Raw genomic sequence first — 17,495 nt, 5'->3', positions numbered from 1 at the left:
ATCGGGGCAGGGCGCAGGCTGGCTATTCTTGCGGCAAGCACAAACTTACGGGAGGAACTCATGTTCAAACTGCCTCTTGCGGCCCTTGGCCTAGCAGCACTTGCCACAGCGGCGCACGCCCACGGAGATGTCGCGCCGCAGCCGATGAATACCGATGCCCTGCCAGACGTCGGAGAGGAATGGCTGACCGAAAACCCATATCGCGGCAAGGATGCGGAAGTCTGGCAAACAGCGGTCGACATCGGCAGCAGCGGCTACAACCAGAATTGCGCCCGATGCCACGGGCTGGGCGGCGTTTCCGGCGGGCTGGCACCTGACCTGCGCTACCTTGAGGCAGAAGAATTCGGCGACGAATGGTTCGTTGAGCGGTTCCGCAGCGGATACACCCAGAACGGCATCACCAAGATGCCCGCCTTCGGGGAGCTGCTGGGCCAGAAGGCCGCCTGGGCGATCCGAACCTACTTGGAAACCCGGCCCGATGACGGTGCCCTGGACGAGGCCACCGGCCGGCTGCTGGAAATCCGCGATGAGCTGACAACGATGGCCGGCGGCGGGGGCGGAGATGCGGCTGCGCTGCAGGCGGAGCTTGCCAAGATTGCAGAGGGTGTCGAAACCGGCTCCGGCGCACCGGTGGCTGACAGCGTGGCTTACCGGGCTGCCAGCCTGATCGATGGCGCAAAGCCGGACTTTGCGGGTGCCGCGGAGGCCTTGACCGTGGGCTTGTCAGCAGCGCATTGACCCGAAGGGCTGAGATAGATGAAACAAAAGCTGGCCGGTCTCCTCGTCTTTGCAGCGCTTTTCTGCGGCTGGGCGCAGGCGGGACTGGCCCGCTGCGCCAGCCATGTGCCGCAGCCAAAACCGCAGAATGCTTCGCGCGATATCGTCGGGCAGGACCTTGAGACAATCATCGAGCGCGGTTTCATCACCTTTGCCGCCTACGAGGATTTCGCGCCCTGGTCTTACGAGGAGGCGGGCAAAATAAAGGGGGCAGACATCGATTTGGGCCGGATGATTGCCGCGGAGCTGGGGGTGGAAGCGCGGTTTTCTCTGGTCGCGGCGGGCGAGAATCTGGATGCGGATCTGCGAAACTGGGTCTGGAAGGGGCCGATCGTGGGCGGCAGCGTGGCCAACGTTATGCTGCATGTCCCCTATGACAGCGAATTCGCCTGCCGGGTCGAACAAGTGGTGTTCACTGGCCAGTATCATGTGGAGGAAGTGGCTATCGCCTACCGCCGGGACGCATATCCCGAAGACCCGCCGGTGCCCGCCTATTTCCGCTTCGACAGCGTCGCGGTTGAGAACGACTCAATCGCCGACTTCTATTTATCGGCCTTTCCCGGCGGCCAGCTGAGCGGCAATATCCGCCGCTACCCGACGGCGGCAGCGGTTATGGCGGGCCTGGATCAGGCGGAGGTCAAAGCCGCGATGGGGCCTCTGGCGCAATTGGAGGCCGGGCTGACCGCGCAGACCGCGGTCCATACACCGCCGCTGCCGGGCTTTTCCGCGGGGACTTGGACTTCCGGCGTAGCTGTGCACTTTTCCTACCGTCCACTGGCCTATGCGGTGGAAGATGCCATCGCCGCTGGACTGCAGGACGGCCGGATTGCCGCCATTTTCGCAGCTCATGGCCTCAGCCACCGGCCGCCGGAACTTCGCTAGAATACTGGCCCTAACCCACTGTCCTCAATCGGCCATCCTGCGCGAGAAGAGTGGCGCGGGGGCGGCCGGGCAGACGGTCCAGCGCGGTGGCGATTTCAGCTTCGCTCATGAGGCAAAAGGCGGTGGAGGATGCATCCGCTACCGCGGCGCTGTCCGCTTCGGTGCAGACGGTGGCCCAATGCGGCTGGCGGCCGAGGGCGGGATGCAGAATATGCGCGGTGCCGTGCAGCCGCAGGGCGCCGGGGCTGGAGGTTGCAATGGCCCGGCTGGTCAGGCTGCGGGCTGCAAAAACACCGCGCTCCGGATCAGCCAGCCCGATGCGGAACGGACCGCCGAGCGCGGCAAACTCGCCGGCGTTGATCAGAACCCGCTTCAGCCCCAGGCGAGCGAGCGCGGCGCGGACCGTGTCTGTGGCATAGCCCTGGGCAATGCCGTTGAAGGTCAGCGCCTGGCCCGGCATCAGCCGGATTTCCTGCTCCGCTACGGACACCTTGTGCCAGCCCGTGAGGCGGGCGGCCTCGCGACTGCCTTCACCACGCGCGACGGCCTGCCAGAGCGGCTGGACTGAAGGGTCGAAGATACCTCCTGTTGCCGCATGCGCTTGGGTGCAGAGCCGGGCTAATTGCAGAAACGGCGGTGGCGGGTTTCTCAGAACTCCGGTCCGGTTCAGCCGGGACAGGGCAGAGGCCGGATCATAGAGGCTGAACAGTTGTTCGGCCCGCCGCAGCTGCGACAGTGCGGCTGCAATCGCCTGATCTGCCAGCGGCGGCGGCGCGTGGATGGTTAGACGCGCCTCGGCGCCCAGGGCAAATCCCCGCCACGTGACGGGTGCGGCCCGCGCTGCTGGTGCCGCGGCGCCCAGGGCGGCGGCAGAGATTACCAGGAACCGGCGGCGGGTCAGTCTGGCGCTCATTCCGCGGCCTCCAGCTGTTGTTTCTTGCGCGCCGCCAGGATCAGTGGAACGCAGCGGGCCGGGTCGTCGTGGATCGACACACAATCGAGGCAGCCAAAGCATTCGTCATAGCGGACCGAACCGGATGGCTCGATCGCGCCATAGGCGCACTTCACCCGGCACAGCTGGCAGGGGCTGCCGCAGGCGGCGCGCCGGGCGATCCAGTTACGCTGCCGCAGCAGCCCGCCCGCCGCCATGGCCGCGCCCAGCGGGCACAGGTAGCGGCAGAACGGCTTGAACAGCACCAGCCCCGCAGCCAGCCAGAACACCGCATAGGCAGTGAAATACCACTCGCGCTGGAAAGTGGTGGTGATCGCGGTCTTGAAAGGTTCGACCTCGGCTGCGGTGTCCACGTGTTCAGGTGCCAGGAAGACCAGCGAGATCAGCACGCCCAGCACCCCGTATTTGAGGAGTTTGAGCCGCCCGTCCCAGGCTGGAGTAAGGCCCGCCTGAGGCAGTCCCAGCTTGCGGCCCAAGTGGTGCGCGAACTCCTGCAGCGCGCCAAAGGGGCACAGCCAGCCGCAGAACAGGGCCCGCCCCCATAGAAAAAATCCGAGGATGGCGAAGCCCCACAGCAACAGCGAAAACGGGTCGTAGGCGAGGAAGGCAAAGCTGCCGCCCTCGGCCGCGGTGCGCAGCACGCCCAGCACGGTGACGATGGAAAGCTGGCCCTGACCCCACCAGCCGATGAAAACCGTGACAACCGACAGCACCGTCAGCCGTAACGGGGTAAGCACCTTGCGCGCGGCAATCCGGCTTTGCGCCAGCAACAGCGCGGAGGTCAGCGCTGTCAGGAAAAGCGCCAGCAGGACCACGTCGGTCTGTCGGCTGCGCAGCGCCTCCAGCCAGGGCGGCACCGGCGCGGGTGCTTCGTCCCGCAGGAAAAAACGTTCGGGGGTCCGGTGCGTGACCGGGAACTCCACGGTACCGGTCTCGGGCTGGAACATGCCGTGCGCCCGCACCGCCTGGACGTGCAGCGTCCATTCCTGCGCCGGGTCAAAGCCGAGGCGGCGGTCGGCCCGCAGGATCATCGCCGTGCCGTCGTGCAGAGGCGCTGGCAGAGCCGGCGACAGCTCGACCAGCAGATCGCCGTCCCGCAGCGCCACCGGCAGACCATTTTGGGCTGCGAACACCCGGTCCGGGGCGGTGTTCCGGATGAATTCCGGGCTGACCAGCCCGTGGCGGCCGGTCTCGATCAGCAAGAGAGGCTCATCATCGGGAGAGATCGCCAGGAAATCCTGCAGCTCGTCATAGCCGTCCGTCGACAGAACAGCCTGAGCGATTGACGGCGGGCCAAGGTCGATGATCCAGAGATCCAGATAGGGGGCCTCGGGATGCTGCCGTGCCTCTGGGTCGTCATCTGCCCAAAGGGTGCCGGCAAAGGCCGCGTCAACCTCCGCATTGGAGACTGTGGCGCGGGCGGCCAGCCCCTGATCGACCAGCGCCGCCCAGTCCAGCGGCTCGCTGTGGTCCGGGTCCGGCCGGGCGGGCGGGGCGGTGATAACGCCGTGCATCTTCTCGCGTGCGACTGCCAGGGCTGCGGCCATGATGGAGTCATGGGCGATCCGAACTGAGGCGGTCGCCTTGGTGACCCCGTCGAGATAGACCAGAGAGGAGCCGGAACCCGTTTCGCCGTAGGGCGTGCCGATGGTGATCGAGGAGAAAACTGACAGGCCGGGGTACTGCTCGAAGAAGCGGTGAAACGGGGCCGGGCCAAGCCCGGAGACAAAGACCGGCTCGTTATGGCTGATAAGCCGGACATCCAGAAAGGTGCCGTCCAGGTCCAGGAGCACCAGCACGTTAACCGGCGCGCCGGAAAACCCGGGCAGGGGGGCTAGCGGCTCGGTTTCAAAGGCATAGCCTGCCTCCGCCCCGCCCGAGTTGAGCAGTGTATAGACACCCTTGCTGTTCACCGGCTCGCCCAAAGAGAATGGCGGCATGACAAGAGCGCTGATTTCCTCGCGCGTCAATGGCGACGCCGCCAGCACGCTGGCCGCAAAGAACCAGGCGTTAAACCAGAGTATGAACCGGGATACGCGCATAGACAGCAGTCTGCCGGGCCCGGACGCCTCGTGCCATTGGACCAAAGTCTGAGGCCGTCCTTACGACCAAAGGCCAATACCGGGGCCGGGGGCTGGCAGCTAGGCTGATGGGATTAAAGCCAGCAAAGGAGGACGAAATGGCCTGGTCTGCCCCGAAACTGAAAGAAATCAACTGCGGCATGGAAATCAACATGTACTCCCCGTCCGAGGACGACGGCCGCGAATACGAACCCGATCTGTTCTGATCGCCAAAAAGGAAAACGGCCATGCGGTTTCTGGTTCTTGGCGCGGCGGCGGGCGGCGGCTTGCCGCAGTGGAATTGCGGTTGCCGGAATTGCCGGGACGCGCGTCTCGGCAAGATCGCATCCGCCACCCAGTCCTCGCTGGCCGTCACACTGGACGGGCAGAGCTGGGCGGTTCTGAACGCCTCTCCCGACATACGGGTTCAGCTGCAGCACTGCCCGTCCATGCATCCGCAGTCGTTGCGCCACAGCCCGCTGCGCGCGGTGCTGCTGACAAATGGGGATATTGATCACATTGCAGGTCTCCTGTCCCTGCGGGAACAGTCGCCTTTTTCTCTGTTCGCCACTGCCGGCCTGCTGGATGTGCTGGCGGCCAACCCGGTGTTCAACGCCCTTCCGGCGGCTGTTGGCCGCCATCCTGTGCGGCTGAGCGAAGATTTCGAGCTGCTTCCGGGATTGCGTGCAACGGTTTTTCCGGTACCGGGCAAGGTGCCGCTGTTCATGGAAGGCGGGCAGGTGCAGACGGACCTGATCGGGGAGCAGACCGTCGGCGTCCGGCTGACCGACGGCACCAAAACCGCCTATTACATCCCCGGCTGTTCCGGCGTGTCCGGTGAGCTGCTGGAGATTCTGGCGGATGCTGACCAGGTATTCTTTGACGGAACGCTCTGGCACGATCAGGAGATGATCCAAAGCGGGACAGGCACCAAGACCGGCCAGCGGATGGGGCATATCTCGATCAGCGGCGCGGAAGGCTCGATTGCCTGTCTGCAGACAGTGGATGCGGCGAAGACGTTTATTCACATCAACAACACCAACCCGATCTGGCAGCCCGGCAGCGCCGAGCGCGCGCAGGTGCTGGCCGCCGGATGGACAATTGCAGCGGATGGAATGGAGATTGCCTTATGAATGTGCAAACCCGGGAAATTCCGGCAAGAGAACCGCTGGAAGCCCGCCTGCGCGCCATCGGCGCGGCGCGGTACCACGACAAGCATCCGTTCCATCACAGGCTGCACGGCGGGGAATGCTCTCCCGACCAGGTTCGCGCCTGGGTGATCAACCGTTGGGCCTATCAGGCGGCGATCCCGATGAAGGACGCGGCCTTTCTGTCCCGCTGCACTGATCCCGCCATGCGCAGGGCCTGGCGCAGCCGGATCGAAGATCATGACGGCGGCATCAGCGAAGGCGGCGGCATACGCCGCTGGCTGCGGCTGGCCGAAGCGGTCGGGCTTGACCCGGACTACGTGGCCTCCGGCCGTGGCGTGCTGCCGGCCACCCAATTCGCCGTCGACGCCTATATCCGCTATGTGCGCGACATGCCGCTGCTGCAGGCAGTGGCTTCGTCGCTGACGGAACTATTCGCGCCGTCCATCCACGAGCAGCGGATCGAAGGCCTGCTGCAGCATTACGATTTCGCCAATGCCGCCAGCCTGTCCTATTTCCGCAAGCGGCTGACTGAGGCGCCAAAGGACGTGGGTTTCGGCCTGGCTTGGGTGCTGGAGAACGCTGACACATTGGAGAAGGAAGCTGCTGCCTGCGAGGCGCTGATCTTCAAGACCAATGTCCTGTGGGCGCAGCTTGATGCGCTTTGGGGCGCTTATGTAGAGCCGGGGCGGATCCCGCCGGGCGCCTGGCAGCCGGGCGAGGGGCTGGCATGAAGCTGGCACTTGCCCCCACGGACCGCCCCTGTCTGCCGCGCGGGGTGCGCATGATTACCGACAAGGTGCGGGGCGGCAAGGTGCTGCTTTGCCCGGAAAAAGCCATTGCCTTGGATGCCATCGGAGTGGCGATCCTGTCACGGGTCGATGGCAGCGCTTCGTTCGAGGAAATCGTTGCCGGTCTGGCGGCAGCCTATGATGCCCCGGCGGAGCAGATCGCCGGCGACGTGCAGCGCTTCCTCGCCGGGCTTCGGTCCCGGATGTATCTGGCGGTGCGGCCATGACGGTGCCTCCGCCCATCGCGATGCTGGCTGAGCTGACGCACCGCTGCCCGCTGGCCTGCCCCTATTGCTCCAACCCGCAGGACCTCTTGGGCCGGGACGCGGAGATGACAACCGGTGAGTGGGCGGATGCCTTCCGCCAGGCTGCGGAACTGGGGGTCCTGCAATTGCACCTGTCCGGCGGCGAACCCGCCGCGCGCCCCGATCTGGCGGAACTCACTGCCGCGGCACAAGGCTGCGGGCTTTATACCAACCTGATCACCAGCGGCATCGGCCTGACGCCCAAGCGGCTGGATGCGCTGGAGGCAGCGGGGCTGGACCATATCCAGCTGTCGCTGCAGGGCACAAACGCGGAGCTCGCGGATTGGATCGGCGGCTACAAGGGCGGATTTGACCGCAAGATGAAAATCGCGGCTGAGATCAAAGCCCGCGGTATTCCCCTGACGCTGAACGCCGTTATGCACCGGCACAATCTGGAGGATCTGGAACGCACCATTGAAATGGCCGTCGAAATGGGCGCGCGGCGGCTTGAGGTCGCCTGCGTTCAGTTTCACGGCTGGGCGTCCCGCAACCGGGCACAGCTGCTGCCCACCCGCGCGCAGACAGAGGCTGCCAAGCGCGTCGTTACTGAGGCGGAGCAGCGTCTGCGTGGTGTGCTGGCCTTTGATTTCGTCCCGCCTGACTATTACGCGGACTATCCCAAGGCTTGTATGGGAGGCTGGGGGACGGCTGGGCTGAACATAGCGCCGGATGGAACTGTGCTGCCTTGCCATGCGGCCCAGACTATCCCGCATCTGGACTTTGACAACGTCCGCAGCAAGCCACTGGCCGCGATCTGGTACGACGGCGCCGCGTTCAATGCCTACAGGGGCACTGATTGGCTGCCGCAGCCCTGCCGCAGCTGTGACCGCAAGGAAGCTGATTTCGGTGGTTGCCGCTGTCAGGCGCTAGCCTTGGCAGGCGACGCAGGCGCAACAGATCCCGTGTGCCGGAAGTCGCCCCGGCATCAGGCCGTGCTCGATCTTCTTGAACAAGCCGGAAACAGTTCAGACGCTGCTTTTGTTTACCGGAGCGCTGCTGGCTGAGAAGAGCCGCTGAAGGCGCGAAACGGTGGTGTATTGGCTGCCAATGGACGGGGAAATCATACAGCACCTTACAGAAAAAAGAGAATGCTTATCGCGGGAGCAGGCAGGCGTCACCGTCCGCCCGAACCGTCCGCTCGCGGGACCCGGCCGGCTGCAGACACAGATTGCTCTTCTGCCATTTCATGCAGAGTTTTTTACCGGGCATTTGCTCTCCAAGCGAACCTGGCTGGTTCAGTCCGTTGTGCCGATGGACCCAAAGACAGTCATACACTAAAAATTAGGCGAGCCATTCCAAAGCAGCTCTTCCGCCAGGCCTTGTAAGAGCCGCGGGCATTGGCGGTTTCGGCTGAGTGGCCCGTGCCTTGTCACATGGGCCAGTTGGACCGAGTATTTTGGGCAGGCCGCAGGTGAGACGTCCGGCGGGTACGGCGGATCGGCAGTCGGGACAGAACGTGGAGACTTGGCGCATTCGGATGATTTTTTAGGTCAATGCTGCCTCAAGATATAGATAAACGTTGTTAAGGTCTGGAGAAAGGGTAGCTCAATGTACCGGATTCGCCTGTTCGCCATTCGTCATGCGCGTAGCTTTGAGTGGATATACAAGCGGGTGGAGCAGGTCATGATTGCTCTGGACCCAGTCTTGAGCAAAATCGGGTATCACCGGGTCGAACGTCCCATCGCCTTTGTCGAGAAATGCGTCAAGACTGTGCTGTTCGATTGCAAGATGTGCGGGCAGTGCGTGCTATCCTCGACCGGCATGTCCTGCCCGATGAACTGCCCCAAACAGCTGCGCAATGGCCCTTGCGGCGGAGTAAGGCCAGAAGGGTTTTGCGAGGTAAAACCGGAAATGAAGTGTGTTTGGGCGCTGGCCTGGGACGGTGCGTCGCGGATGAAAGGCGGCGCGCAGATCGCAACTGTGCTGCCACCGGTCGAACGCAACCTCGAAGGGTCGTCGTCCTGGCTGCGGGTGAGCCGCGAAAAAGCAGCTCATCTGCGTGAGGCCCGGGAAAAACGCCGCACCGCCATTGCGGACGCTTTCCCTGATGCGCGCAAAAACGAGCCCTCTGCCGCGCCGCTGGCGGAAGAGCCTGCTCAGGCTCAGAAGGGGGCAAAATGATGGACCACACATTGCCGCAGCCTTATTCAGCGCCTCCCGAAGGCCATGTTTCGCACAGCCGGCTGGAACGGGTGCTGCGCTCAGGCCGCTTTGCCATCACGGCGGAATTGAACCCGCCCGACAGCGCTGACCCTGCGGATGTCTATGATGCTGCCCGCCCGCTTGGGGAAGTTGCCGACGCTATCAACGCGACGGATGCCTCGGGCGCGAACTGCCATATGTCCTCAATCGGGATCAGCGCGCTGCTGACCCGAGCCGGGTATTCCCCTGTTTACCAGATCTCCTGCCGCGACCGGAACCGGATCGCCATTCAAGGGGACGTGCTGGGTGCCGCCGCCATGGGGGTCAGCAATGTTCTGTGTCTGACGGGCGATGGTGTCGGCGTTGGGGACCAGCCGGGTGCCAAGCCGGTTTTCGATTTTGACTCATTGTCGCTCCTGCGTACCATCAGAACCATGCGGGATGAGCGGAAGTTTTTGTCCGGGCGCACCATTACCAACCCGCCGCTGCTGTTTCTGGGGGCGGCTGAGAATCCTTGTATACCACCCTACGAGTGGCGCCCGGAACGACTGGCCAAGAAAGTGGAGGCCGGGGCGGAGTACATCCAGACCAACTACATTTACGACGTTCCGCTGTTCGAGAAGTTCATGGCGCGGGTGCGGGATCTGGGATTGGACAAGAAAGTCTTTATCCTGGCCGGCGTCGGTCCGTTGGCTTCTGCACGGGCGGCCCGGTGGATGCGCTCGAACGTGCCGGGGATCCATATTCCGGACGCGGTTATTGAGCGTATGGAGAAAGCAGAAAAACCCGGGCAGGAAGGCAAGAAAATCTGCGTGGAGCTCATACAGCAGATGCGTGAGATTGCCGGTGTATCCGGGGTGCATGTCATGGCTTACCGGAAGGAACATCAAGTCTCTGAAATAATTCAAGAGTCTGGAGTTCTAGCGTCACGTAAGAGGGCTTGATAACCGCGTTGCACTGCCCCGTGGCGCTTCGATGCGGACCAGCCAGAATTTGGGCGGGCTCGGGCGCAGGGATTGTTTGCACAAGTTTTTGAAACGGTGATTGATTGCCGGATTAGCAACGCGGGTTTGCGGATCCCGCCCGTGGCGGAATTTCCAGAGCGGCGAAAAACGGCCCGAAAATGGAAGCCTGGCCTGTGCAAGAGGAGCGGAGCGGGCTTGTCCGGTGGTTCCGGGGCCTGCGGAACCCGCGTTCGCTAAAGTCTGGGCGCGGGCCTTCGAAGTCTTGGCATTTCGTGCGGTGCAGGGCGGCAGGCCGCAGGTGGAAACACTGCGGCAATACGCAGGTCAGGGAGCGCCGGAGGAGCTCGCAGGCGGCCATGCCATGAACCGCCAGCGCCCACTCTCTTGGCATCCAATGTGGCCGAAACCTGGTCATGGGGCAGGCCTGTCAGCGACCGTGAGTCACCATTTCATTGACATGAATGTTGATTCATGTTTCATGTTTTGCAGGGAGAAAATAGGGAGGAGCCCTCATGCTGCGCTTATTTGCGTTGACGGTTGCCGGTGCATTGATGTCGTCTGCAGCCTCTGCCGAAATCCGCATTGCCCATGTCTATGGCAAAACCGGCCCGTTTGAGGCCTATGCGGCCCAGTCGCACAACGGTCTGAAGCTGGGTCTGGAGTACGCCACGGGCGGCACCATGGAGATCAACGGCGAGAAGATCGTGCTGATCGAGAAGGACACACAGTTGAAGCCGGACATCGGCCGCGCGCAGCTGGAGGAAGCTTTCGGAGATGATGACGCGCATATCGCTGTCGGCCCAGTCAGTTCCGGCGTGGCATTGGCCATGCTGCCGGTTGCCGAAGAGTATGAACGCGTTCTGATCGTCGAACCTGCGGTCGCGGATTCGATAACCGGCGCCAACTGGAACCCCTATATCTTCCGCACCGGCCGCAACTCGTCGCAGGACGCGATTGCCAATGCGGTAGCATTGGGTGGTGAGGGCGTCACCATCGCGACCCTGGCGCAGGATTATGCATTCGGGCGCGATGGCGTCGCGGCCTTCAAGGAAGCGCTGGAAGCAACGGGCGCAACCATTGCCCATGAAGAATACGTCCCGACCGACACCACTGACTTCACGGCGGCAGCCGAGCGGATCTTTACCAAGATGGGAGAGGTCGAGGGCGAGAAGAAGCTCTTCATCATCTGGGCCGGCGGCGGCAACCCGATGGGTAAGATCAACGCAATGGAGCCTGAGCGTTTCGGCATCGAGATTGCGACCGGCGGCAACATTCTGGCTGCACTGAAAGCCTACAAAGAGCTGCCGGGTATGGAAGGCGCGACTTATTACTACTACGAAATTCCGCAAAACCCGGTGAACGAGTGGCTGGTGAAAACCCATTTCGAGCGGTTTGACAGCCCCCCGGACTTCTTCACCGCTGGCGGCATGGCGTCCGGGCTTGCGATTGTCGAAGCGATCAAGAAGGCAGGCGGCGCAGAGGACACCGAAGCGTTGATCGAGGCAATGGAAGGCATGTCCTGGGAAACCCCTAAGGGCACCATGCAGTTCCGTGCCGAAGACCATCAGGCAATGCAGCCCATGTATCACTTCCGCACTGAAATCCAGGACGGGAAGGACTATGGCGTGCCGGTGCTTGTGCGTGAAATCGGCATGGATGAAATGAACATCCCGATCCGCAACCAGTAACCGGCGGGATGTTCCCCGCCTAACCCCGGCGCGGCCGCCGAGGCCGCCCCGGGGGCAGGGGAGAGATCAATGACCCAGATACTTCTTGAAACGGATGCGTTGACGGTGCGGTTCGGCGGGCATGTGGCTGTTGATGCGGTGTCCTGCGGTTTCCGCGCAGGCGAGCTGACCGCTATCGTCGGGCCGAATGGCGCGGGCAAGACCACTTATTTCAACCTGATCTCGGGCCAGATCCCGGCCAGCTCCGGCACGGTGAAGCTGATGGGGGAGGACATTACCCGTCTTGGCGTGGCTGCCCGTTGCCGCCGCGGACTGGGGCGTGCGTTTCAGCTCACAAATCTGTTTCCCAGCCTAACTGTTCTGGAAAATGTGCGTTTAGTGATTCAATCGCGCCAGCACAAAGGGTTCGGATTGTTCTCGAGGGCGGACAGCCACACCGAACTGACAGTCGCGGCGATGGCCATTCTGGAACGGGTGCGGCTGGACACCCAGAAAGACCAGCTGGTGTCAGAGCTGTCGCACGGCGACCAGCGCAAGCTGGAAGTGGCGCTGCTGATTGGGCTGGATCCGATGGTTTACATGTTCGACGAGCCCACCGCCGGGATGAGTGTTGATGAGGCGCCGGTGATCCTGGACCTGATCGCCGAGATCAAGGCGGACCGGGAACGCACGGTTCTGCTGGTAGAGCATAAGCTGGACGTGATCCGCAGCCTCGCCGACCGCATCATCGTTCTGCACAATGGCGCGCTGGCCGCCGATGGGCCGCCGGCCGAGGTCATGGCATCTGCGGTGGTGCAGGAGGCCTACATGGGCAAGGAGCTGGACCATGTCTGACCCGATCCTGTCGTTGAATGCGGTGCATACAGACATCGCGCAGTATCACATCCTTCAAGGCGTCGATCTTGTTGTGCCGCGGGGTCAGGTGACCATGCTGCTGGGCCGAAATGGTGTGGGCAAGACCACGACGCTGAAAACCACAATGGGGCAATGGACAGCAAAGTCAGGGGAAATTGTCTTTGACGGTCAAGATATTACCCGCCTCCCGGTTCCGGCGCGCGCAAGGGCGGGCATCGGCTTCGTGCCCGAGGATATGGGGATTTTCCGCGATCTGACGGTAGAAGAGAACATGGTGCTGGGCTGCACCTCCGGCCCGCTGGATCCCAGACGCAAGGAGTGGCTGCTGGGGGCTTTCCCGGCGCTGGGAACCTTTTGGAACAGCGAGGCGGGGAACCTTTCCGGCGGCCAGAAACAGATGCTGTCGATCGCCCGTGCAATGGCGGAGGACCGAAAGCTTTACCTGATCGACGAGCCGACCAAGGGGCTCGCCCCGGCAATCGTGTCGACGATGGCTCAGGCGCTGCGTGAGCTGAAAGCGCAGGGTGCGTCCATTCTGCTGGTGGAACAGAACTTCTCGGTTGCCAAAGCGCTGGGCGACAGCGCTGCCGTCATGGATGACGGGCGGGTGATCTGGAGCGGAGAGATGGCCGAACTGGCCGGAAACAAGGACCTTCAGGAACGTCTGATGGGTCTTAGCATGGAGGCGCATTGAGATGACCGCAGCCCCCGATCATAGACCGACTTTCGCCAGTATCACCCTGACTGAGCGGCTGGCTGAGGCAATGCCGTTTCTGCTGGTCCCCTTGCTTGTTCTCCTTGGGTTTTTGGCAATTGGCGTGCCCTCGTCCTGGCTGACGCTGACTGTCTCAGGCCTGGCGATGGGGATGATGATCTTCATCATGGCGTCAGGGCTGACCCTGGTCTTCGGCCTGATGGATGTGATCAACTTCGGCCACGGTGCCTTTGTTTCCGTGGGCGCCTTTGTCGGGGTGTCGGTGCTCATTGCGCTTGGCGAGTGGACCGGCACCGCATCGCTGCTCCTCAACATGTCTGCAGTGCTTCTGGCCGTGGTCGCCGCGATGGCTGTGACTGGAGTTTTAGGCTGGGGATTTGAGCGGATCATCGTGAAGCCGGTTTACGGCGCGCATTTGAAGCAGATCCTTGTCACCGTTGGCGGCCTCATCGTAATTGAGCAGCTCATCCATGTGGTCTGGGGGCCGGATGAGATCTTCATCAACCGTCCCGAAACGCTGAAGGGCGCAGTCACCTTTGCCGGGGCTGCGATGGAGAAGTACCGCCTTCTGGCCGTGGGGGTCGGGCTGGTCCTGTTCATCGCTATGCGCATGGTTCTGCGCCGCACCAAGATCGGCTTGATCGTGCGCGCCGGGGTGGAAAACGGCCCGATGGTCGAAGCACTCGGCTACCGTCTGCGCCTGGTCTTTGTCGGCGTGTTCATCGCCGGCTCTGCCCTTGCCGGGCTGGGCGGTGTGATGTGGGGCCTCTATCAGGAGGTCATCACCGCCGGGATGGGAGAAAAGATGATGGTGCTGGTCTTTATCGTCGCCATCATCGGCGGGCTGGGGTCGGTCGAAGGAGCATTTATCGGCGCTCTTCTGGTCGGGCTGATGCAGAACTACGTGGCCTTTCTGGAACCTAAGCTGGCGCTGGTGTCGAACATCGCGCTGATGACCGCAATCCTGATGTGGCGGCCGCAAGGCATGATGCCAGTTGTGAAGGCGAAGTAAGATGATCGTCAAACTACTCTCCGGGGATCAGCCGCGCTCAACTGTTCTGACGGCGCTGCTGGTTGTGATCCTGATCTGCCTGGCGGGTGCGCCGTTCCTTTTCGATGGCGTGCGCCCGCTGGATACCGCCGCGCGGATCTGTATCTTCATCCTGCTGGTGGCGAGCTATGACCTGCTGTTGGGCTACGGCGGGATCGTTAGCTTTGCCCATACGATGTTCTTTGGCCTGGGCGCCTATGGGGTCGCGCTTGCATCCACACACATGGGGCGCGGCTTTGATGCGCTTTTGGCAGGGTCGCTGTCCGGCGCCTTGGCTGCGGTTGTTCTGGCGCTGCTGATCGGTCTGTTCAGCTTGCGGGTGCGGGCGATTTTCTTTGCCATGATCACGCTGGCTGTGGCGTCTGCTGTCGCGGTCCTCGTGTCGCAATTTTCGGGCATCACCGGCGGTGAAGACGGGTTGACCTACAAGATCCCGCGGGTTCTGACCTCGGCCAACCGCATGGGCGAGTTCATGGGCACCAAGATCAGCGGCAAGATCCTGAATTACTATCTGGTGTTTTCCGCCTCGCTCATCCTGTTCCTCGTTCTGCTGCGTATCGTGAATTCGCCCTTTGGCCGTGTACTGCAGGCAATCCGAGAGAATGATTTCCGGGCCGAGGCGATCGGCTACCGTGTGGTTTGGTACCGGACTGTTGCGACCTGCCTTTCGGCGGCTGCGGCTGCGCTGGCGGGGAGCTTGTTTGCCATCTGGCTGCGCTATGTCGGACCGGACACCACGCTCAGCTTTGAGATCATGCTCGACATCCTGCTGATGGTCGTGATCGGCGGCATGGGCACAATGTATGGCGCGGTGATCGGGGCGACCCTGTTCATCCTGGCCCAGACCTATCTGCAGAACCTGATGGGCAGCGTATCCGAGGCAACCTCGGCCCCGCCGCTGATCCCTCACCTGCTGGATCCGGACCGCTGGCTGATGTGGCTGGGCATCCTGTTCATCCTCAGCGTCTACTTCTTTCCGACGGGTATTGTCGGGCGGCTGCGGGAACGGCGTGCGTCATGACCATTCCTGTTCTATTTCTGCACGGCTGGGCCATGAACGGGGCGATGTTCGATGACACGGCGGAACGTCTGGGGCCGGGGTTTGACTGCTACGCGCCTGATCTGCCGGGGCATGGCGACCGGGTAGCGGACAAGGCGAGCCTCGACGCCTGTGCAGCCCTTGCAAAGCGGTGGATTGAGGATCTGGACAATCCCATTCTGGCTGGCTGGTCCATGGGTGCCGGGGCCGCGTGGCGGCACCTGTCGCGGCATGGATCCTCCGGCCTGCGCGGGCTGATCACCATCGACATGAGCCCCCGGATGCTGCCGGATGAGGGCTGGAACCTGGGCCTGCTTGGCCATAGCGCGGAAGCCATTCTGGCAACCTCAGGCAAAATCGTGCCGGAGTGGCCCCGCATGGCCAAAAGCATTGCGCGCAACATGTATGCCCGCACCAGCGATCCGGCTCCGAGCCGCGAAGACGTAACAGCCCTGCTGCTGGCGCAAGACCCCGCACGCCTGCGCCCGATTTGGGATGATCTGGTGGCTATGGATGAGCGGGAGACGATCCGGAAAATCGATATCCCCTACCTCGTCTGCTCCGGCGCGCAAAGCAGGCTCTACAGCCAGGATGCAGCGCGATGGATTGCGTCGCAGGCAAAACGTGCGCGGGTGGAGAGCTTCGAAAACGCTGGACACTCACCCCACCTGGAAGAGCCCGGGGCCTTTTGCGATACCTTCCGGCGATTTGTTGCGGCAGAAGGGCTCGCAACACCCAATCAAGATCAAGACGAGAGCCGATGACCAAGCCGACAACTGCCAAACCTAAAACCAAACGCGGAATGGAGCGCCGGGCCAAGATCCTTGCCGCCGCCGAACAGGTGATCGGTGAAAAGGGCTTTGCTGCGGCCTCCATCGCTGACATTACCCGCGCTGCCGAAACTGCCCTGGGCACCTTCTATATCTATTTTTCGGGCAAGGACGAAGTCTTTCGGGAGCTGGTGCAGGACATGGGCCATGCAACCCGCTCCCAGGCCGCGGAACGGATTGCCGGTGCTATAAACCGGCTTGAGGCCGAGCGTGCAGGTCTGGAAGCCTATCTGACCGTGGTGCGCGACCGCCCGTTGCAATACCGGATTGTCGAGGAGGCCCGCTTTGTCGATCCCGAAGCCTACCGCGAGTATTATACCGAGTTTGGCAAGGCATACGCTGATCAGCTAAATCAAGCCGCTGAGAAGGGAGAGATTTCTCCTGGCGACGCCGAAGTGCGCGCCTGGGCCCTGATGGGGGTTGCGAAAACGCTGGGTGAACGGTTCGTTCTTTGGGAAGACGAGGCCGACATCGACCGGGTCGTTGCGGAGGCCCACAAATTCATCTGCAACGGATTGGCGCCATGAGGGGACTGGTTTCCTGGGACAAAGCGGATCTGCCGAACGGGGAGCCCTGTTTCCGGATCACGATGAAGGCACCGCGCGCCAATGCGCTGGAGCCTGGTTTGTTGCGGGACCTGCACCGGGCGTTCGATGCTTTGGAACAATCAGATGCCCGAAAGGCGCTGGTCCGCGGCGGGCGTCATTTCTCCACCGGCGGTGATGTCGGCCGCTTTTTCGAGGCGGCACAGAACGGCCGTGCGGAGAGCTACGCCGAAGACGTGGTCCCGGTTCTGCAAGATCTGATCATGCGGATGATAGAGATGCCCGTTGTGATCGCCTCGGCGGTTCGCGGTGCTGCAACCGGCGGGTCGGCGGGGCTTGTTTTTGCATCGGGTATTGTTGCGGCTGACCCGGGCGCCTTTGTGCAACCCTACTACGGCGTCATGGGCTTTGCCCCGGACGGCGGGTGGACCGCACTCCTGCCCGAATTGATCGGTGCCGGACCAGCACAAAGCTGGCTGATGGCAAACCATCGCCACGACGCAGCCCAATTGCAGCGGCTGGGGCTGGTTCAGGCGGTTGACGCTGATCCGGAGGCCCGGGCAGCAGCGCTGATGGCTGATATCGACACGGGCTCTGCGCTGGCAGCCAAGTCGATGGTCTGGAATGGCGACCGGCTGGCCCGGGTCCGAGCGGGGCTGGACGCGGAAGCTGCCGCCTTCCGAAGGCTAATCGGGCGCCAGGAAACCCTGTCGCGGATGAAACAGTTTCTTACACCAACCGGATAATGCG

At 62.7% G+C, this 17,495-nt stretch carries 19 protein-coding genes; 17 read left to right on the top strand and 2 right to left on the bottom strand.

What is annotated here, in order from left to right; genetic code table 11:
- Window positions 1-60: 60 nt before the first annotated feature.
- Both pedF and AC5STI_RS10695 read left to right on the top strand, forming a co-directional pair.
- Window positions 61-738 carry a cytochrome c-550 PedF gene (gene pedF / locus AC5STI_RS10700; RefSeq protein WP_495446625.1) on the top strand — a complete coding sequence of 226 codons (678 nt, stop codon included), beginning with the start codon at window positions 61-63 and terminating at the stop codon, window positions 736-738.
- 18 nt (window positions 739-756) lie between these two features.
- Window positions 757-1,659, top strand: coding sequence for a substrate-binding periplasmic protein (locus AC5STI_RS10695; RefSeq protein ID WP_495446624.1), 903 nt, complete (start codon window positions 757-759; stop codon window positions 1,657-1,659).
- Window positions 1,660-1,669: 10 nt separating this feature from the next.
- On the opposite strand, the gene AC5STI_RS10690 is transcribed toward AC5STI_RS10695, so the two are convergent.
- Together AC5STI_RS10690 and AC5STI_RS10685 are read right to left on the bottom strand one after the other, a co-directional pair.
- On the bottom strand, window positions 1,670-2,572 hold the full coding sequence (locus AC5STI_RS10690; protein WP_495446623.1) for an FAD:protein FMN transferase: 903 nt from the start codon (window positions 2,570-2,572) through the stop codon (window positions 1,670-1,672).
- On the bottom strand, window positions 2,569-4,653 hold the full coding sequence (locus tag AC5STI_RS10685) for a 4Fe-4S binding protein (RefSeq protein WP_495446622.1): 2,085 nt from the start codon (window positions 4,651-4,653) through the stop codon (window positions 2,569-2,571). The genes AC5STI_RS10690 and AC5STI_RS10685 overlap by 4 nt, the downstream gene beginning before the upstream one ends.
- A 137-nt stretch (window positions 4,654-4,790) precedes the next feature.
- On the opposite strand from AC5STI_RS10685, the gene pqqA reads away from it, so the two are divergent.
- The 15 genes from pqqA to AC5STI_RS10610 all read left to right on the top strand — a co-directional run bounded on the left by pqqA (window position 4,791) and on the right by AC5STI_RS10610 (window position 17,491).
- The gene (gene pqqA / locus AC5STI_RS10680) at window positions 4,791-4,898 is read left to right on the top strand and encodes a pyrroloquinoline quinone precursor peptide PqqA (protein WP_027245494.1); all 108 of its coding nucleotides are present in this window, start codon (window positions 4,791-4,793) and stop codon (window positions 4,896-4,898) included.
- Between the two features lie 21 nt (window positions 4,899-4,919).
- Entirely contained in the window at window positions 4,920-5,804 is an 885-nt protein-coding gene (gene pqqB / locus AC5STI_RS10675; RefSeq protein WP_495446621.1) for a pyrroloquinoline quinone biosynthesis protein PqqB, read from the top strand.
- Entirely contained in the window at window positions 5,801-6,553 is a 753-nt protein-coding gene (gene pqqC / locus AC5STI_RS10670) for a pyrroloquinoline-quinone synthase PqqC (protein WP_495446620.1), read from the top strand. The genes pqqB and pqqC overlap by 4 nt, the downstream gene beginning before the upstream one ends.
- Window positions 6,550-6,837: a pyrroloquinoline quinone biosynthesis peptide chaperone PqqD gene (pqqD, locus tag AC5STI_RS10665; RefSeq protein WP_495446619.1), complete on the top strand. Its 288-nt coding sequence runs from the start codon at window positions 6,550-6,552 to the stop codon at window positions 6,835-6,837. The genes pqqC and pqqD overlap by 4 nt, the downstream gene beginning before the upstream one ends.
- Window positions 6,834-7,919 (top strand): pyrroloquinoline quinone biosynthesis protein PqqE, encoded by a 1,086-nt coding sequence (gene pqqE / locus AC5STI_RS10660; protein WP_495446618.1) that lies wholly within the window; start codon window positions 6,834-6,836, stop codon window positions 7,917-7,919. The genes pqqD and pqqE overlap by 4 nt, the downstream gene beginning before the upstream one ends.
- A 544-nt stretch (window positions 7,920-8,463) precedes the next feature.
- Window positions 8,464-9,036 carry a methylenetetrahydrofolate reductase C-terminal domain-containing protein gene (locus tag AC5STI_RS10655; protein ID WP_495446617.1) on the top strand — a complete coding sequence of 191 codons (573 nt, stop codon included), beginning with the start codon at window positions 8,464-8,466 and terminating at the stop codon, window positions 9,034-9,036.
- A complete protein-coding gene (locus tag AC5STI_RS10650) occupies window positions 9,033-10,001 on the top strand; it encodes a methylenetetrahydrofolate reductase (protein WP_475047277.1) in 969 nt (322 codons plus the stop codon). Before AC5STI_RS10655 ends, AC5STI_RS10650 begins: the two co-directional genes overlap by 4 nt.
- A gap of 533 nt (window positions 10,002-10,534) precedes the next feature.
- Complete coding sequence (locus AC5STI_RS10645; RefSeq protein WP_490399987.1) at window positions 10,535-11,710, top strand: substrate-binding domain-containing protein; 1,176 nt, start codon at window positions 10,535-10,537, stop codon at window positions 11,708-11,710.
- Between the two features lie 69 nt (window positions 11,711-11,779).
- Window positions 11,780-12,544, top strand: coding sequence for an ABC transporter ATP-binding protein (locus AC5STI_RS10640; protein ID WP_495446616.1), 765 nt, complete (start codon window positions 11,780-11,782; stop codon window positions 12,542-12,544).
- Window positions 12,537-13,259 (top strand): ABC transporter ATP-binding protein, encoded by a 723-nt coding sequence (locus AC5STI_RS10635; protein WP_495446615.1) that lies wholly within the window; start codon window positions 12,537-12,539, stop codon window positions 13,257-13,259. Before AC5STI_RS10640 ends, AC5STI_RS10635 begins: the two co-directional genes overlap by 8 nt.
- A gap of 1 nt (window position 13,260) precedes the next feature.
- Window positions 13,261-14,292, top strand: coding sequence for a branched-chain amino acid ABC transporter permease (locus AC5STI_RS10630; protein ID WP_495446614.1), 1,032 nt, complete (start codon window positions 13,261-13,263; stop codon window positions 14,290-14,292).
- A 1-nt stretch (window position 14,293) separates the two neighbouring features.
- Window positions 14,294-15,352, top strand: coding sequence for a branched-chain amino acid ABC transporter permease (locus AC5STI_RS10625; protein ID WP_495446613.1), 1,059 nt, complete (start codon window positions 14,294-14,296; stop codon window positions 15,350-15,352).
- Window positions 15,349-16,134: an alpha/beta fold hydrolase gene (locus AC5STI_RS10620; RefSeq protein WP_495446612.1), complete on the top strand. Its 786-nt coding sequence runs from the start codon at window positions 15,349-15,351 to the stop codon at window positions 16,132-16,134. Before AC5STI_RS10625 ends, AC5STI_RS10620 begins: the two co-directional genes overlap by 4 nt.
- Window positions 16,131-16,727: a TetR/AcrR family transcriptional regulator gene (locus tag AC5STI_RS10615; RefSeq protein WP_495446611.1), complete on the top strand. Its 597-nt coding sequence runs from the start codon at window positions 16,131-16,133 to the stop codon at window positions 16,725-16,727. Before AC5STI_RS10620 ends, AC5STI_RS10615 begins: the two co-directional genes overlap by 4 nt.
- On the top strand, window positions 16,724-17,491 hold the full coding sequence (locus AC5STI_RS10610) for an enoyl-CoA hydratase/isomerase family protein (protein ID WP_495446610.1): 768 nt from the start codon (window positions 16,724-16,726) through the stop codon (window positions 17,489-17,491). The genes AC5STI_RS10615 and AC5STI_RS10610 overlap by 4 nt, the downstream gene beginning before the upstream one ends.
- The last annotated feature ends 4 nt before the right edge of the window (window positions 17,492-17,495 follow it).

The sequence above is a fragment of the Leisingera sp. CC-HEC096 genome (assembly GCF_059429235.1).
Note: the sequence above shows the minus strand (reverse complement) of the source record. Positions and strands in the feature narration are given on the sequence as shown.

Excerpts from the sequence above, each read along its gene's own strand:
- pedF (WP_495446625.1), top strand. The coding sequence starts at position 61 with ATGTTCAAACTGCCTCTTGCGGCCCTTGGCCTAGCAGCACTTGCCACA.
- AC5STI_RS10695 (WP_495446624.1), top strand. The coding sequence starts at position 757 with ATGAAACAAAAGCTGGCCGGTCTCCTCGTCTTTGCAGCGCTTTTCTGC.
- AC5STI_RS10690 (WP_495446623.1), bottom strand. The coding sequence starts at position 2,572 with ATGAGCGCCAGACTGACCCGCCGCCGGTTCCTGGTAATCTCTGCCGCC.
- AC5STI_RS10685 (WP_495446622.1), bottom strand. The coding sequence starts at position 4,653 with ATGCGCGTATCCCGGTTCATACTCTGGTTTAACGCCTGGTTCTTTGCG.
- pqqA (WP_027245494.1), top strand. The coding sequence starts at position 4,791 with ATGGCCTGGTCTGCCCCGAAACTGAAAGAAATCAACTGCGGCATGGAA.
- pqqB (WP_495446621.1), top strand. The coding sequence starts at position 4,920 with ATGCGGTTTCTGGTTCTTGGCGCGGCGGCGGGCGGCGGCTTGCCGCAG.
- pqqC (WP_495446620.1), top strand. The coding sequence starts at position 5,801 with ATGAATGTGCAAACCCGGGAAATTCCGGCAAGAGAACCGCTGGAAGCC.
- pqqD (WP_495446619.1), top strand. The coding sequence starts at position 6,550 with ATGAAGCTGGCACTTGCCCCCACGGACCGCCCCTGTCTGCCGCGCGGG.
- pqqE (WP_495446618.1), top strand. The coding sequence starts at position 6,834 with ATGACGGTGCCTCCGCCCATCGCGATGCTGGCTGAGCTGACGCACCGC.
- AC5STI_RS10655 (WP_495446617.1), top strand. The coding sequence starts at position 8,464 with ATGTACCGGATTCGCCTGTTCGCCATTCGTCATGCGCGTAGCTTTGAG.
- AC5STI_RS10650 (WP_475047277.1), top strand. The coding sequence starts at position 9,033 with ATGATGGACCACACATTGCCGCAGCCTTATTCAGCGCCTCCCGAAGGC.
- AC5STI_RS10645 (WP_490399987.1), top strand. The coding sequence starts at position 10,535 with ATGCTGCGCTTATTTGCGTTGACGGTTGCCGGTGCATTGATGTCGTCT.
- AC5STI_RS10640 (WP_495446616.1), top strand. The coding sequence starts at position 11,780 with ATGACCCAGATACTTCTTGAAACGGATGCGTTGACGGTGCGGTTCGGC.
- AC5STI_RS10635 (WP_495446615.1), top strand. The coding sequence starts at position 12,537 with ATGTCTGACCCGATCCTGTCGTTGAATGCGGTGCATACAGACATCGCG.
- AC5STI_RS10630 (WP_495446614.1), top strand. The coding sequence starts at position 13,261 with ATGACCGCAGCCCCCGATCATAGACCGACTTTCGCCAGTATCACCCTG.
- AC5STI_RS10625 (WP_495446613.1), top strand. The coding sequence starts at position 14,294 with ATGATCGTCAAACTACTCTCCGGGGATCAGCCGCGCTCAACTGTTCTG.
- AC5STI_RS10620 (WP_495446612.1), top strand. The coding sequence starts at position 15,349 with ATGACCATTCCTGTTCTATTTCTGCACGGCTGGGCCATGAACGGGGCG.
- AC5STI_RS10615 (WP_495446611.1), top strand. The coding sequence starts at position 16,131 with ATGACCAAGCCGACAACTGCCAAACCTAAAACCAAACGCGGAATGGAG.
- AC5STI_RS10610 (WP_495446610.1), top strand. The coding sequence starts at position 16,724 with ATGAGGGGACTGGTTTCCTGGGACAAAGCGGATCTGCCGAACGGGGAG.